Consider the following 17,438-nt stretch of genomic DNA (forward strand, 5'->3'; position numbering starts at 1 on the left):
AAGGTCCGGCCCAAATCTCGTGATTCGTCAAGGTTTCACTGTCATCAATCACGTTGTCGAAATAGTATTCAACAGTGATTTCAACGGTTTGAGTGTCATCAGCGTCAAGATAAACATTCAATATACTTTCATCATCCATCCGGGTAGGAAGCACAGGATCAGTAGAATTCAAAGTATATCCCGAAGGAATAAAAATATTAGATTCAAGAACTTCAGCAGCCCATACAGTTACCGTTGTATCATAATCACTCAGCGGAGAATCATCTTCCGCAAGATAATATTTGACATTAATTGAAACTGTATCTGTTCTATTTTCCACCCATTTGGCCCAAACTTCCTGATTTCCGAGTGTTGAGAGTTGAGACACAGGAGTCGTAAAAGATACGTCATCGGCGTACCAACCGCCAAAATCATAACCGGGGCGATATCCGGGTTCTTCTAAATCTAAAACCGGATTTAAATCATTAATATTAAATGATGTTTTACTCGGACTCACGGCATCAAACAAATTATGATATGTAATTGTATACTCAATCAAATCCCACTGAGCATACAAATGATAATCATGATTTTGTGGCAAAGAGTCGCCGATAGTATAGGTTTCACCTAAGCCGTTGGCCATAGAATTCCAATTTAAAAAGGTATACCCTTCGCGCGTAAATAACAAATCCGCATGATTGGGAGCAAGTACAGTATGACTGGAACCGATCGGAATTTCTATCGATTGATTGATATTTGTTCCATCATTCAAATGGTATCTTGCTTCAAATGTCGTCCCGTCTGCAACCCATTTTCCGTATAAATCAACAGCTCCTTCCAACTCAGTTGTATTAACATCATAAAATTCTGTTAAAGCCGAATCAGAATACCAACCACGGAACACATGAAGTGGGTAATCCGGCTTTTGAGACTCCCAATTAATACAGCTTGAGATTGTTGCACCATAAGGAACAACTCCCTGTGTAATTTTATAAGTCGGATCCTTCCAATAAAGGTTAACAAGATAAGGACCGGCATACCCCTTATAAGATAAAATTCGGTGATCATTATAATTTTTATTGTCTAACCAATGTCTCGTTCCAAAATTCGTTTCATTGATGGACTCATTAATAGTAAGTTCAGGATTGCCATCGGGAGTATCAGAAACAGGAACATAACGTACAACTGTAATATTGCTGTTTCCATTAATCTGACCGGAACGATTTTCTGCGCTTCTGTCACTGATATTTGCTGTAACATTAAATCCGTAATTATCACTTGTATTATGCAACCAATTAGAGGTAGGTTCACCGATAATATTACCCGTATCTAAATTGTATGTTGCTCCGGAAGCATTATTCCAATATCGAATATGTTCCATGTTTGTGACCGTTAATGTGTTGTTATCTCTGACATGCAAACCTTTACCCTGCCCTGCATTATAGAATACAACATCTTCTGCGCGATCTATTTTTAAATTTGTAACATTTGCTGCAGGCACTGTTTCGTCTGTAATATTCATGCCGGCAACATGCAATAATGCCAATTTATCAACAGTTAAATTATTGGTTTTTAAGGCTGTTCCGTTATTATGATTTATAATGTAAACATCAGCCCCACGACTAATATCAATATTTTTTGTTTCAACCATTGGATTGGATTTATTTGTACGTCCGATGATATTCATTGAAGAATTATTATCTAAAAATATACTGCCATTGAATCTTACCGCACTTCGATTTGAATCATTTGCAACCGTAACATTTAATGTTGCATTTTCACCGACAATTAATGATTCATTAAAACTAATGAAAGGAATAGTGATATTGCGTATATTATTAGAAATAAGATTTACCGTCGCGTTTTCTTTAATATCAAAATTCTTAATGTTATTAGATGCTTCTGAAAATGCATGGTCACCCATAAAATTAAATGTGGAATTATCCCCGATTTCCAAATTAACTGTTGCCGGCACTTTGACAAAAGGAGTATAATAAGTATCTCCGGCACGTGTATTTTCATGAACCATCTGCACATCAGAATCGGGTAAAATAGTAATTTTACCGTCACCGTTATTATTCCAGATTTGGAAAATCGCAACAGAAGTACCCTCAGCATCTCTGTTTCCTTTATATACAGAAATATTTCCGGACAAATTCACTTTGTTGACTTCTGCAAATTCTCCCCAATATCCTTGAGAAATTGTAGAACTGCGTGATAAATTTAAATTGATTGTTTGAGCGGTTCCGTTAAAATATTTGTAATTAATTTGATCAAAAATACGCGGGTCTTCAATAACAATTTCAGCGTCTTTTATATTAGCGTCACCATAAGAATTCCAAATAAGCTGTGGCCCCACATATAATATATTTTCATAATTATAAGTAACTCCTTCACGACCTATAGTTGTAAAAAGGCCATACCCGTTACCACCTATTAAAAACGAGTTTTTCCAATTGACGTCAGTAAGAGGAGCCGCTGAACTTCCGATATCTCCCAATCCGTCATCTGTATGTAAACGCATTACATTTAAATAACCGGAAGTAAAAGGCGCGGTATACTGCCACTGAACAAATTTATACCAGTGTTCTTCCGAAGTTCCGGGATTTGCAGGGTCTTTTGCGCCGTCTATTTCTAATGAAGCTTTTTTTCGGTTAACATAAAATGTACCGTAACGCTGATCATCTTTTTGATTAATATCGGCCCCCAGGCGAATATGTGTAATTTCATTGTTTTCAAATAAATTTCGCCGGGCTGAGCTTGTTTCATATTTCGACATCAATTCAAACCATCCGATGTTGGTATACACAATTGCTCTGGATGTGTTGAGTGTCTGAGTATCAAAATCATATTCATATTGCCAGTTCGGAGGTTCATAATAAAACTTCAAAACACCCGTAGAACTGCCAACGGCAATATTTCCGGGGGCATCTGCTGCTTGCCCGTCAGGATAACTGTCATTTAAAACCCATTGATGGCTATAGGTTTTAAGCGTATTATCGCTTAAATTGTTTTGATGAGTTGTCGTATCCTTATTAATTTGAGTATTATCCAACAAAGTAGCAGGTACAGTAACTTCTCCGCCTGCGTATGAGAGATCCATTGTTTTAACTTTAACAAATTCTTTCTCCATTGATGCCGGATTTGTAGATGTATTTATTTTATTAACAACCTGATAAATTTCAGCTGTCCACCCCAGAGAAAGAGGTCCGAAAAGAGGTTCTGATGGTGTTGACGGATCAACATAAGTCAAATAAAAGTCGACAGTGTTTGTTTCTCCGAATATTACATTTCCGTCATCAGATAAAGTTGAGTCTGCGGTATAGGAAGACCAAATGACATTCTGATTGTTTTTCCCTTCGACATAATCAATTCCGTCACTGTCCATAATCGGATCTATTTCTGCCGTATCGCCATTTACACCGGTCAATACTTTTGTGCCGATAAGTGTCCATTCACCGTTTTCATCAGAATACCAAGAAATTGTGATATCTGAGGTTCCCGGCTGTGCCGCAGCCATTTCTGTCGTTACAATTGATCCGGTTAATAATATACAGATCATAAAAAGTGAAAATATACGTGTAAAAATATCCATTGCGTAATTATTCATTGCGTAAGCCCCATATGTTTTAGTATAGATTATATAACAAATCCAATTACCAAATAGTTAAACAATATTTTTTATTATTTAGCCAATATTATAACATAATAAATTTTCTTGTTTATAAGTTTTATTCACATTCAAAATAGATTAAGTGAGTTATAAAATATAGTATATACACTATATAAAGATATATACAAAGATGAAAATTAGTCATTTTAGTTTAATTAAAAACGAAAATTAAAAATATAAAACAAAAAGAAACACCGCGTTAAACAAAACAAAGATTGATGGGGTTAACTTTTTTTCTCGAAATATATTTAAGAAAAGGCGGTCTTTGTTCCACATCTTTATATGTCAGTATATAAATTAGTAACAACTTTAATTTGAATCCGATTCGGATTCTATTGCTGATTTCAATTAAATTACAAAAAATCACATTAAAATTTTAAAATTATCAAAATTATCAAATATTTATCATTCTATCATAAAACCGAGGACAATTTATGCTTCAGGAAATACCGGAGAAATATGAAACCAAAAAGGTTGAAGAGCAAATCAACCAATTTTGGAATGAAACTGACGCGTATCATAAAACGCGAGAAGGACGCAAAAACGGGAAAAAATTCTTTTTCGTTGACGGGCCGCCGTATACAACGGGACATATTCACATGGGAACGGCTTGGAACAAAGTCATTAAAGACTCTATTTTAAGATACAGATCTATGAACGGCGACGCTGTTACCGACACACCGGGCTGGGATATGCACGGCTTGCCGATTGAAGTGAAAGTTGAAGAAAAACTCGGCTTCCAATCTAAAAAAGACATCGAAACATTCGGTGTCGGCAATTTTATCCAAGAATGCAAGTCTTTTGCGATTGAAAAGAAAGGTGACATGACCAACCAATTCAAAGCGCTCGGCATTTGGATGGATTGGGACAATCCTTACATGACATTAAAAGATGAATACATCGAAGCCGCCTGGTGGGTGATTCAAAAAGCACACGAAAAAAGCCTGTTGGAAGAAGGAAAACGTGTCGTCAACTGGTGCCCGCGCTGCGAAACCGCAATTGCCGACTCTGAAGTCGAATATATGGACCGCGATGATGATTCCATTTACGTTAAATTCCCTGTCAAAGGCGAGCAGGATTTTTATGTCGTCATTTGGACAACAACGCCCTGGACCATTCCGTCCAACGTTGCCGCTGCCGTCCATCCGGACGCCGAATACGTGATTGTCAAAGCAACGCGCGAAGACGGTAAAGTCGAACGCCTTCTCATCGGCAAGGAATCCGTTCCGCTCATTATGAAACGCGGAAAATATCCCTCCCATGAAATTCTTGAAACAAAAAAAGGATCCGATCTTCAGGGTTTGGAATACACAGCGCCGTTGGCTGCCGAAGTTCCGGCACAGGCTGAGATGGCACACGCGGTTTATCCGGCCGATTACGTTTCACTCGATAACACCGGCATTGTTCATATTGCGCCCGGCCATGGTTTGGACGACTTTAATGTCGGCTCCAAATTCGGTTTGCCGATTTTCTGTCCCGTCGGCTCAAACGGTTCTTACACAAAAGAAGCCGGAAAATATGCCGGCATGAACATTCGCGAAGCCAATGACATTATTATTGAAGATTTGAAAAGCAAAGATTTACTGCTTTCCCAAGGCAAAATCAATCACAGATACGGACACTGCTGGCGCTGTAAAACAGCAATCATCTATTTAGCGACCGAGCAGTGGTTCTTGGATGTCGGGAAAATTAAAGATGAAATGCTGAACGCGATTGACAACGAAATCGAATGGACGCCCGACTGGGCCGGCTCTGCCCGCTTCAGAGACTGGGTGGCCGACGCCCGCGACTGGTGCATTTCCCGCCAGCGTTACTGGGGCATTCCGGTTCCGATTTGGACCTGCCCGGACTGTAAAAAGCGCGCCGTTTTCGGCACGAAACAGGAACTGATTACAAAAGCGCAGCTGACCGGTGACATTGAACTTCACCGCCCGTATGTTGACGAAGTCACGCTTGAGTGTGAATGCGGCGGCAAAATGGTTCGCACCAAAGACGTTTTTGATGTTTGGTTTGATTCCGCCGTTGCCTCTTTTGCAACGCTCGGTTTCCCGGGAAGAACGGATTTGTTTGAAGAAAAATGGCCGGCAGACTTCATTACGGAAGGCCACGACCAAACGCGCGGCTGGTTCTACTCTCAGCTCGGCGCGTCCATTGCGGCTTTCGGCAAAACACCTTACAAAAGCGTCCTCATGCACGGCTTTACCATGGATAAAGACGGTAAAAAGATGTCAAAGAGTCTCGGAAATGTTGTCACGCCCGATGAAGTGATTGAAAAATACGGCGCTGACGTGCTTCGCGCTTATTCGCTCTCATCCAGCGCGCCGTGGGACGATTTGAAATTCGTTTGGGACGACGTTGCAACTGTTAACAGAACGGTCAACATCCTTTGGAATGTTTACAAATTCCCGCTCCCTTACATGGTTTTAGACAATTTCAATCCGCTTGAACATCCCGCAGAATCATTAATCGGCAGCATGCGCGAAGAAGACAAATGGATTCTCTCCCGCCTGCAATCCACCGTTGCCGAAGTCACGGAAGCCATGGATGAAAAAACGCTTCATAAAGCGCTTCGCGGCTTGTTTAACTTTATATTGGAAGATCTTTCCCGCTGGTACATCCAGCTGATTCGTCCAAGAACTTGGACAGAAGCAAACGATCCCGACAAATTGGCGGTTTACGCAACGCTTTACGAAACATATGTGACAATTGCAAAACTTTCAGCGCCGTTTATGCCGTATTTGTCTGAAACCATGTATCAGAATTTGGTGAAAAACATTGATGAAAACGCGCCGCTCTCCGTTCACATGAACGATTGGCCGGCTCCCAAAGAAATCTTTGTGAACGCCGAACTTGAAGAACACATGGAAATTGTCAGAAACGTTGTTGAAGCCTCATCAAACGCCCGCCAAAAAGCCGGCCGCAAACTCAGATGGCCGATTTCAAGAATTGTGGTCGTCCCGACAGATGAAGCGGTTGCCGCTGCGCTGACCCACCTGCGCGATGTTTTGCTTGAGCAGACCAACGCGAAAGACGTTGAAGTTCTCGCTGTCGGCGAAGCCTGGAAAGATTTGGATGTTCAGATGACGCCGAACCAAAGCGTTCTCGGTCCGACATTTAAGCAGGACGCAAAAAAAGTGTCTGACGCTTTAATCGAAGCCGGTGCCAAGTCTTTAAAAGAAGTCTTTGACCGCGTCGAAGAAATGGAGCTCTCTCTTGCCGATGGCACAACCGTTACAATTACGGCGGACATGGTCATTTTTGAAGAACTCATTCCGGAAGGAATTGCCGGAAGCGATTCAGATTGCGGTATGGTTTACGTTGACGCCAAACTGACCAAAGAATTGGAATCCGAAGGCTACACAAGAGAAGTCATTCGCAGAATCCAAGACATGAGAAAAGAATTGAACCTTGCCGTTGACGATCAAATCACAGCAGCCGTTTTAATTAAAGATCAGCATGTTTCGGATTTAATCAAAGACATGACAAGTTTAATTGCAACAGAAGTTCGCGCCGGAGAACTCATTTTGAATCCGGATGCAGCCTCAGGCGATTTGATTAAAGAATGGGATATCGAAGGCATTCAAATGACCATCGGTATTTCAGGAAAGAAAGCGTAAAGCTTTCTTTTTCATCTTTTTTTATCATTTTTTCTTTTTCATTTTTTCGTTTTTTGATTAAGTTTCAAAAAAAACCGAGTTCGTTTGTTTTGTGTTTTGTTTTTAAAAATTGCAGCGGCTCGCGCGCGACGGCTGCCGACAGCAGCAAGAAGCGAGTAAGGCAGCAGTGCTAAAAAGAAACGAAAAAGAAAAAATAAAGAATTACAGCAAAAGATACAAAAAAGAATGCTGCCGATTTCGGCAGCTTTTTAACATTTTTAATTTAATCTAAAATCACACAGCAAAGTGCTCTGACTTTTTCTTTTTCACCGACGACTGACACAACATCGCCTTCATGGAACGTAAATTTGCCGTCGGGATTCATGATGATATCTTCATCGCGCTCAACGCCGACGACGAGACATTCGGATTTGTCGCGAATGGCACAGTCACAAAGCGGTTTTCCGAGAAGCGGGGAATTGTCTTCAACGACAAACTGCTGAAGAACGACTTCGTCTTCATTTTTCTTTTCCGGCGCGAGAGAGTGGTCTTCGATTTCTTGTCTGAACGCGTCCATTTGCTCATCGGTTCCGAGGACGATAATTTTGTCCCACGCGAAAATACGAACATTGCCGCCCGGGATGTTGTAACGCTGATCACCGCGAATAATTGAAACGATGTTGACGCCGTATTTTGTTCTGAATCCAAGTTCGGCAAGTGTTTTTCCGATGACCGGTGATTCCGGGTCAACTTCAAAAGTGTCCATGTGAATATTTTCCATGGATGAAACGTCCACTTCTTTTTTGAGCTTGCTGACACTGCGTTCGTTGAGGTTTTCCATAAATCTTTCTTCGAATTTGGTGTACTGCTTTTGAAGTGTCTGTGACCATAAGGCAAAAGCGATTGCAAAGAGAACGAAAATGGCGATCATACCGATTCTGGATGTGAATTCCATGAAAATGACGTAGCCGACAATCAAAGCGGCAACGGCAAAGCGCGCCAATCTTAAGAAAACCAAGTAACCGCTGTTGAAATTCGGATCGTTCCAAAGAGTTTCAAAGTTTTTGGTTTTTAATTTGCTCATCAAAAGCGCGCTCAGGAAGGGTGCCATAATCAAAAGCGTGACGACAACGGAAATCAAAGATCCCTGCCAGCCGCCGATATTTTCCCTGAAGAACGGTGAAATGTATGTCACGGATAAAATGGCAATCGCCACTAAAACAACGCCGTAAATCATAATGACAAAAATATTGGATTTGAGCACTTTTTTCCAGGTATTGTCTTTGTTAATCGCATTTCTTTTGTTGCCGAAATTGTTGAGATAATTCCGCATTCCGGCCGGTAAAATCTTGTTGAATGCTTCATAAGCGCGGTCGGAATACTTAATCATGTACGGTGACGTAAATGTTGTAATCACGGAAACAGCGATGACAACCGGATACAAGAAATCACTCGTTACTTTCAGACTGAGACCAAGCGCGGCAATAATAAACGCGAATTCTCCGATTTGCGCAAGCGAGAAACCGGATTGCATGGAGACTTTTAAGTTCTGGCCGGAAATCAAAACGCCGAAGCTTGAGAAGAAAGCTTTTCCGAGAATGGTGGCAATTGTGATGATGATAATCGGGCCGGCGTAATCAATAAGCACTTGGGGGTTTAACATCATACCGACGGAGACGAAGAAAACCGCGCCGAACAAATCTTTAATCGGTTTTGTGACGTGTTCTATTTTTTCACCGTCGATGGTTTCGGCCAAAATGGAACCCATAATGAAAGCGCCAAGCGCAGATGAAAATCCGGTTTTGACGGAGAGAACGACCATTCCGAGACACAGACCGATTCCGACAATCAAAAGTGTTTCATCGTTCATGTATTTGCGGATGTATTTGAAAACGGTCGGCAGAATGTAAATGCCGGCAATGAACCAAAGAATCAGGAAGAAAGCCATTTTGGCAATGCTTTCAATTAATTCGATACCGAGGGAAGATTGTGCTAAAACGATTGCCGGCAGTAAAACCATCATTAAAATGGCAATCAGGTCTTCGACAATGAGAACGCCGAAAACGACGTTGGTAAACTTTTGTCCTCTGAGTTTTAAGTCTTCAAAGGCTTTGATGATAATGGTTGTTGAGGAAAGCGCGAGCATTGACCCTAAAAAGAGACTGTCCATGTGATTCCAGCCCATTAAATAACCGACGGCAAACCCGATAATCAACATTGAAATAACTTCTGTAATGGCGGTAATGGAGGCCGTGCCGCCGACTTTCATCAGCTTTTTGAAACTGAATTCCAGACCGAGACCGAACAGGAGGAAAATAACACCGATATCGGCCCATATGGAAATATTTTCAGAATCGGATATCGACGGTATATATTGCCCGATACTTTCAGGCAGATAACCGATTAAATACCCGCTGATCAGCAGCCCCGCAACAATATATCCCAAAACGAGCGGTTGTTTAAAACGCTTAAAGATAAGCGTAATGACGGCGGCCGAAATTAAAATCAATGCTAAATCAGATATGAGCGGCGACAATTCCATTGACATGAGTTTTCCCCGAAGTTTTCAAATGATGATAAAAATTCAAAAGTTTATTAAGTTTACATTAAAAAATAAAATAACGTTTTACATAACAAAACATGGTTTAAATCATTTTTCCTTTTATTAAAAAAAGTTGCTTTCAGGGTTAACAATTGTTTTTAAAAAGCCCGATTTGATTTTGATAAAATCAGAAAATGCGAATAAATTTATTATTTCATTGACAAATCTGAGTGGATTTTTGATTTCAAAGATTGAAAATAGATGCGGGTTTATTATTTCAAAAATTAAAAAGATGATGCGTCCCGCGCGCGGCGGCAGCCAAAAAATAAATGAAAAATTAATAAAAAATGAAAAAATTATAAAAATGAATAAAACAAAATGAAAATGAATGAAAATAAATAAAAATGAATAAAAAGAAATGAAAAAATGAATGAGGATATATTAAACCGTCATTCATTCTTTGTTTTTCATTCTTTGTTTTTCATTCTTTGTTTTTCATTCTTTGTTTTTCATTCTTTGTTTTTTAATTCTCTTTGTTTTCCTTTGAATTTTTCAAAACTGATCTGGCAATTACCGCTATGCAAACAATTAACAAGAGCAAAATAAAGAAAAGGAAGGGTGAAAACTTTTCCTTTATAACAGAAAGCTCTTCAATTAAATCTTCGGATTCATAGTCAATTGGCAGTATATGTTGACCGGCGGATTTTTCAGCCTCGGGATTCATACGTCGTCCTCCGCCTGAATTTCCTTTCGTTTTTTCAGAGTCTTTTGTTTCTTCTTCTGCCGTATTTTCCGATGACGAAATCAAATAGCTTAAATCGCTGACAACGGCTCCTTGCCATGTCAAAACAGGAAGTTTGTAATTGACATATTCATTTAATTTCCAATCAGATGTACTCCATTCATCCCAAATTTCATTGACCGGGAAGGTTTCCCAGAAAGCGACAGACGCAATCGGTTGACCGTTATTCTTTCCGGCATCTTTTGTTGTGAAACCGTAATCGTTTTTCATTCCGGACCAAGCATAAACATTTTCGACATTGACTTTGCCAGCTTTCACAATATCGCCGATAACGCGACCGGTTGCATCGCTGCCGTCGACATGTTCATTTAATGCAAAACTGTTTGAAATGTCAGCAGATTCTAAAATCTGACCAACTAAGCCGCCTGCTTTACCGCCGGAAGCTGTCACTTCTCCGACAGAATAAGATTTTTCAATAACTGCGTCTGTCAAAATTGAACCGACAAGACCGCCGGCAATTGTCCCTGCGGATTCTGTTGAACCAACCGTGTAACTGTTTTGAATTGTTCCGGATTGATGAATTGAACCAACAAGACCGCCGGCGGTATTGGATAAAGCTTTGACGTCGGTATTGGTATAACAATTTTCAATCACGCTGTTTTCAACAGAGTTGCCGACAAGACCGCCAACAGATGATTCCCCCCGAACAGTACCGTTTTCAACAGAACAATTTCGAATAACAGTATCTTTCAAGCTGCCGGCCAAAGCACCGACATTCTTTTCGCCCTCAACTGATTTAACAATTAAAGAAACATCAGAAATCACCGCGCCGTCGACAACGCCGAAGAAACCCATGTTATCACGATCAGACAAAATTCTCAAATTAGAAATTGTATATTTGGAGTTTTTGTTCATTCCTGAAAATGTGCCGGTGAAAGGATTATCCGCAGCTCCGATCGGTTTGAAATGTGAAACCGAATCAAGATCAATATTATCGGCCAAAATGTAATTGGCATCCATAGTCCAAAGTTTTTTCACATCGTTGCTGCCATCTTCAGCATAAACGTTCGTACCGATTTTTTCTAAAGAAGAAGCATTTTGAATGTAAATCCGATTTGTTTTAACCAATAATTCAGGATAAGAGCCGGCTTCGAAATACCAAGTTTTTTCATAAGGCGTTTCTGAAATGTTCCATTTTTGGAATGTGGCAAGCGTTTTCATGTCAGCGGTTTTATGAGGCTCACCGTTTCCGGTGTCTGCTTTTCCGGAGGTGTTGGTATCGTAGTAACAATCAGTAATAGTCGTTTTTGCGTATGATTGACCGATAAAACCGCCAAACGCAGTCCCGGCAGTTACACGTCCTGCAGAATATGAATTTTGAATCTCAAGGTCCCATCTGTCGGCAGCGTGCGAGCCGATAAATCCGCCTGTTTTGGAGTCACCTTCAACATCGCAAATAGAGTAACAATCAGAGATTGAACCTGTCCGCGCGGCTCCGGTAATACCGCCGACATTAAAATTGCCTTTTACAATTCCTGTTGAAAAACAGCTGTTTAAAGTAACCGTTCCTGAAGTGCCGATTAATCCCCCGGCGTCACCAATCTGCGATCTATTTCCTTTATTTGTTACATTTACATTAATTGCATAACAATTTGAGACAGTTGAATTATCAGCGGACCCGAGTAATCCTCCGATATTTCCGTTCCCGACAATATATCTGTTAAAACCATTATAAGAAGAATCTTTTACAGTGGAATTGCTCGTCATTCCGATTAAACCGCCGATATATTGATTATTAGATTCAATGCTGCCCCTTGCAGATGAATTGATAACATCTGTATAATTAGCCACTGAGGTAATACCGCCGACAACGCCGTTTGAAATGACGTTTACATTTGAATAACAATCTTCAATAACAGATCGAGATGATTTTGGAGATTCAATAACACCAACAAGGCCTGCGACTCCGCCATTTCCTTTAATTGTCGCATCAGATGTCATTCCCGTAACAGTACAATTTGTTATTGTCACGTCGTATGTCTTGCCGACTAATGAAGCGAGATATAAAACACTATAATTAGTATCAACAGTAAGATTATTAACTTTCAAATTTACGTTTTTAAAAACAGCGGAGTTGGCGTTCCCGAACAAGCCGTATCCCTGTGTTATTTCACTTTCTGTTTTTTTCTCAAAGGTTACTGAAGGCGCAGAAAAAGTAATTGTTTTTCCATTGCCGTCAAAAGTTCCCGTGAAATTGGTTTCATAGCTGCCAATCGGATTCCAAACAGAATCTTCAATAACAATGTCTGTCGTCAATCTGTAGTTGTCACTGAGTAAAAAATCACCGGTACCGATTGCTTTTAAATCGTCAACAGTTGAAATATCGTGTGTCGTTGCGGCCAAGGCAGAGCTGCTCAAAAGTAAGAGCATAAATAAGATCAAACCGGAATAAAAAACTCCGTTTGAAATTTTCAATATCGTTTTTTCGTTTTTTAATAATGTCATAAATCCACCACTGAAGGATTTTTTTGTTTTAGTTTTTATTGTTTCGTTTTTATTGTCGTTTTTATTGTCGTTTTTATTGTTCATTTTTATTGTTCATTTTTAATGTGATCGCTTTCGCATTCGATTTTAGAATTATTTAATTTATACAATTTTTACAATCATTTAATTATGAAATAAAAACCGTCTTTGTGTATTGTTCTTTTATAAACGGCGCGATGCAGAAAGGCAAACCTTACAGAGAGTCTTTTTTGACGAACGGATTCAAAATGAATAGCGTATTCATGTTGAATTTCAAAGCTGTAAAATTCTGTCAACCGTTTTTGAGAGCCGGAACAAAACCGATTCAATTTTCGTTTTTAAAAATGATAAGTTTGAAATTTATTTGATATTTCAATAAAGAGACCATAATATCAAACATTACAGATCACTTTTGAAAGAACCAATATTTATGTTTAGAAATACCCATATTTATATTTTCATTAATGAAATAAATTATCGAAAGTAAAATAGTAGAAACAGATTATACTTGCGCTCGCGCGCGAGCTGCTCCGACTTTAATTGAAAAAGAAAAACGAATCCCGTATTTCCCGAAACTTAAAATCAAAAAAACAAAAAAAGCAAAAAAACAAAAAAATCAAAAAAACAAAAAAAGAAAAATCAACCGACCAAAGCCGTCGATTTCCCCGCAATATTCTTTTCAACCTGTCTGAATGTTTCATCCAAATTATCACTGCTGAATTGGCTGTTGTAAAGCATCGCGTAAAAGCCGCCTTCTGCCATCAATTCATCATGATTGCCCTGCTCGATAATCTCGCCGTGATTGATCACCAAAATCAAATCCGCGTTTTTAACGGTGGAAAGACGATGCGCAATCACAAAACTTGTTCTGCCTTTCATAAGCGTCGTCATCGCGTCTTTAATGTGAACTTCCGTGAGCGTGTCAACGTTGCTTGTCGCCTCGTCCAGAAGCAAAATAACGGGGTCTGATAAGAAAGCGCGGGCAATTGTCAGCATCTGCTTCTGGCCTTCTGAAATGTTGGACGCGTCTTCGTTGATGACCGTTTCATACCCTTGCGGCAGCTTTTGGATGAACGCGTCCGCATACGCCGCTTCTGCCGCGCGAATGACTTCTTCGTCCGTTGCGTCTTCGCGTCCGTAAGCAATATTTTCGCGAACGGTACCGTTAAAGAGCCACGGCGTTTGAAGAACCATGCCGAACATGTTTCTTAAATCATTGCGTTTCATTTGCGTAATGTCTGTTCCGTCAATTAAAATCCGGCCGCCGTCGATTTCATAAAACCGCATTAACAAATTCAAAATGGTTGTTTTTCCGGCGCCGGTCGGGCCGACAATCGCAACGGATTCGCCCGGATAAATATTCAGATTCAAATCATGAATGACGGTTTTTCCGGATTCATAACCGAAAGAAACGTGATCGAAAACAACGGCGCCGTCCGGGTTGACAACAGATATGGCGTCAGCGGAATCAGGCTGCTCTTCTTCTTCATCCAAAATTTCAAAGACGTGTTCGGCGGCCGCAATTGTTGATTGAATTGTTGTGATCACCGTTGAAATTTGTGAAATCGGCTGTGTGAACTGTTTGGAATAAAGAATAAACGATTGAACGTTGCCGATGTTCATTGAGCCTGCCAAAACAAACAGGCAACCGATGATACAAACAAAAACGTATCCGATATTTTGAACGGAAAACAAAACCGGCATGGCAATGCCTGAAATAAATTGAGATTTCCAGCCGACATCATACAAATCATCGTTGATGCCGTCAAACTTTTCAGATGCTTTTTGTTCGCGATTGAACGCTTTAATGATTTTGTGACCGGTATACATTTCTTCAACATGACCGTTCATATCCGCCATTCGCTCCTGCTGATGCTTAAAGTAAGGCTGAGATTTGTTCACGATCACTTTTGTCAAAACCGCCGACACCGGCAGAATTAAGAAACAGATGAGCGTCAGCAGCGGATTCAAATAAATCATGATGACCAAAATACCGATAATCGTGATGGCTGACGTGATCAGTTGAACAATGCCTTGCTGAAGCGTGTTGCTGATTGTGTCCACATCACTTAAAATCCGGCTCATGATTTCGCCGTGCGTATGCGAATCATAATATTTTAAGCGCAGGCGCGATAATTTTGAGCCGACTTCAACGCGCAAATCAGAAACGACTTTCTGAGTAATGCCGGCCATAATGTATTGCTGCGCGTAAGCGAAAAGGGAACTGCCGACATAAAGGCCGAACAGCAGAACCAACAGCGTTGTCACGGCAGAAAAATTAATTCCCGCAATCCGGCTGTCACTGCCGATAACGCCTTCAAATAAAACATTGACAATATCACCGATGAGCAGCGGCGCTAAAACCGAGAAGGCCGTGCTTAAAACAGCCAGAATTAAAACGACGGCGATTCCGATTCGATGCGGTTTCAAATATCCGAGAAGTCGTTTCAGCGTTTTTTTGAAATTCTGAGGCTTTTCGGTGATGCCTAAGAAACCCGGACCGCCGGGACCGCCCGGGCCGCCGCGTCTTTGCCGTCCGGTAAATGTTCTGTTCTGTTCTCGTGAAGAGCCGCTCATTCTGCCGCCTCCGCGCTGCCGTTTTGAGACGCGACAATTTGTCTGTAAACCTCACAATTTGCCATCAATTCAGTATCTGTTCCGATTCCGGCAATTTCGCCGTTGTCCAATACAATGATTTTGGAAACATTTCGAATAGTTGCGACGCGCTGCGCCACGATTAAAACGGCCGCGTCTTTGATTTCGGATTGAAGCGCGCTTCTGAGATTGGCGTCTGTCTTATAATCAAGCGCCGAGAAATTATCATCAAAAATGTAAATTTCAGGTTTTTTAACAATCGCGCGCGCAATCGTCAGTCTCTGTTTTTGGCCGCCTGAAACATTTGTTCCGCCTTGGGAAATGTATGAATAAATGCCTTCTTCCATGTTTTCAACAAATTCGGACGCTTGCGCGATTTCAAGTGCTTTCCAAATTTCTTCTTCGGTTGCGTCATCTTTGCCGTAGCGAAGATTGTCGGCAATCGTTCCCGAAAAAAGAACGGCCGTTTGCGGAACAAATCCGATTCTTCGGCGCAGATCCGCTTGTTTAATATCACGGATATCAAAACCGTCAACGTAAACCGCGCCGTCGGCGACATCATAAAAACGCGGAATTAAGCTGACAAGAGACGTTTTTCCGGATCCAGTGCCGCCGATGACAGCCGCTGTTTCACCGCGGTTGATTGAAAAGGAAATGTGTTTCAAAATCATTTTATCGGAATCGGAATAACGAAATGAAACGTTTTTAAATTCAACCGCCGGCTGATTTTCATCAACGGTGAAGACAAATTCGGCTTCATTTTCAGGATCTAAAACCGTTTGTTCCGTGTTCAAAACTTCCAAAATGCGGTCGGCTGATACTTTTGCGCGCGGAAGAATAACAAAGATAATTGAAATCATGACAACCGACATCATAATCATTGTCACGTATTGGATAAACGCCATCATATCCCCGACCGTAAAATTCGCGGATTCGATTCTGAAACTTCCGACCCACAAAACGGCAATCGTTGCCAGATTCATTAAGAAAAGCATTCCGGGAAAAAGAACAGCGGCGATTCTGTTGACTTTTAAGGAAACGGCGGTTAAATCATCATTTGCCGCTTCGTATTGGCGTGTTGCCGCTTCTTCTTTATTAAAAGCGCGAATGACGCGAACGCCTGTTAACCGCTCCCGAAGAATACGGCTGACACTGTCAAGCTTGCGCTGCATTTCTTGAACGGCGGGAATAATTTGACGGGAAACGACATATACAAAAAGAATGAGCAGCGGAATGACTGCCAGCACCACCAGCGACAATGTGATGTCTTTATTCATCATCAGCAAAATGCTGCCGAGAAACGTCAGAGGCGCAACGACGACGACACGAAGCATCATCATGATAACGTTTTGAAGTTGATTGACATCGTTGGTCGTACGCGTGACAAGCGTCGACGTTCCGAATTTGTCAAATTCTTCCAATGAAAAAGAATCTGTTTTATCAAACAAGTCTTTTCGAAGTAATTTTGCAAATCCGGCGGAGGTTTTGGATGTGAAATATCCGGCGGCAATGGAGAAAATCATACTGAAAACGGTGACGACAAGCATGTAAACACCCATCGTATAGATGTAACTGATATCGCCGCCGACAATGCCGATATCAACCATTCGGGCCATTAAATCCGGCAGCAACAGCTGTGTCAAACATTGAAGAAAAATTAAAAAGACAGCTGCTGTAATATATAATTTGTAGGGTTTCAAATACCCGAAAAGTTTTTTCATAAATGTCTTTCCCGATTACAAAATGTAAAATTTAAGATGAAAGATTAAACTATTTAAATTCTTGTTC

Annotated in this window: 6 protein-coding genes; 1 reads left to right on the forward strand and 5 read right to left on the reverse strand. The window is 40.7% G+C overall.

Annotation, left to right across the window (positions count from 1 at the left end):
* The coding region (locus C7391_RS00035) for an InlB B-repeat-containing protein (protein WP_133516511.1) at positions 1 to 3,589 on the reverse strand (3,589 nt) is incomplete at its 3' end.
* Positions 3,590 to 4,086: 497 nt separating this feature from the next.
* Between C7391_RS00035 and ileS the strand changes: the two genes are divergently transcribed.
* The gene (gene ileS, locus C7391_RS00040; RefSeq protein ID WP_133516512.1) at positions 4,087 to 7,269 is read left to right on the forward strand and encodes an isoleucine--tRNA ligase; all 3,183 of its coding nucleotides are present in this window, start codon (positions 4,087 to 4,089) and stop codon (positions 7,267 to 7,269) included.
* A 262-nt stretch (positions 7,270 to 7,531) separates the two neighbouring features.
* Here ileS and C7391_RS00045 read toward each other — a convergent pair whose 3' ends face one another.
* The 4 genes from C7391_RS00045 to C7391_RS00060 form a co-directional block, all read right to left on the reverse strand.
* The gene (locus tag C7391_RS00045) at positions 7,532 to 9,796 is read right to left on the reverse strand and encodes a cation:proton antiporter (RefSeq protein ID WP_208107029.1); all 2,265 of its coding nucleotides are present in this window, start codon (positions 9,794 to 9,796) and stop codon (positions 7,532 to 7,534) included.
* 517 nt (positions 9,797 to 10,313) lie between these two features.
* A complete protein-coding gene (locus tag C7391_RS00050) occupies positions 10,314 to 13,037 on the reverse strand; it encodes a hypothetical protein (protein ID WP_133516513.1) in 2,724 nt (907 codons plus the stop codon).
* A gap of 657 nt (positions 13,038 to 13,694) precedes the next feature.
* The gene (locus C7391_RS00055; RefSeq protein WP_133516514.1) at positions 13,695 to 15,632 is read right to left on the reverse strand and encodes an ABC transporter ATP-binding protein; all 1,938 of its coding nucleotides are present in this window, start codon (positions 15,630 to 15,632) and stop codon (positions 13,695 to 13,697) included.
* Complete coding sequence (locus C7391_RS00060) at positions 15,629 to 17,371, reverse strand: ABC transporter ATP-binding protein (RefSeq protein WP_133516515.1); 1,743 nt, start codon at positions 17,369 to 17,371, stop codon at positions 15,629 to 15,631. The genes C7391_RS00055 and C7391_RS00060 overlap by 4 nt, the downstream gene beginning before the upstream one ends.
* Positions 17,372 to 17,438: the final 67 nt, after the last annotated feature.

The organism is Methanimicrococcus blatticola (assembly GCF_004363215.1).
Taxonomy (GTDB): Archaea; Halobacteriota; Methanosarcinia; order Methanosarcinales; family Methanosarcinaceae; genus Methanimicrococcus; species Methanimicrococcus blatticola.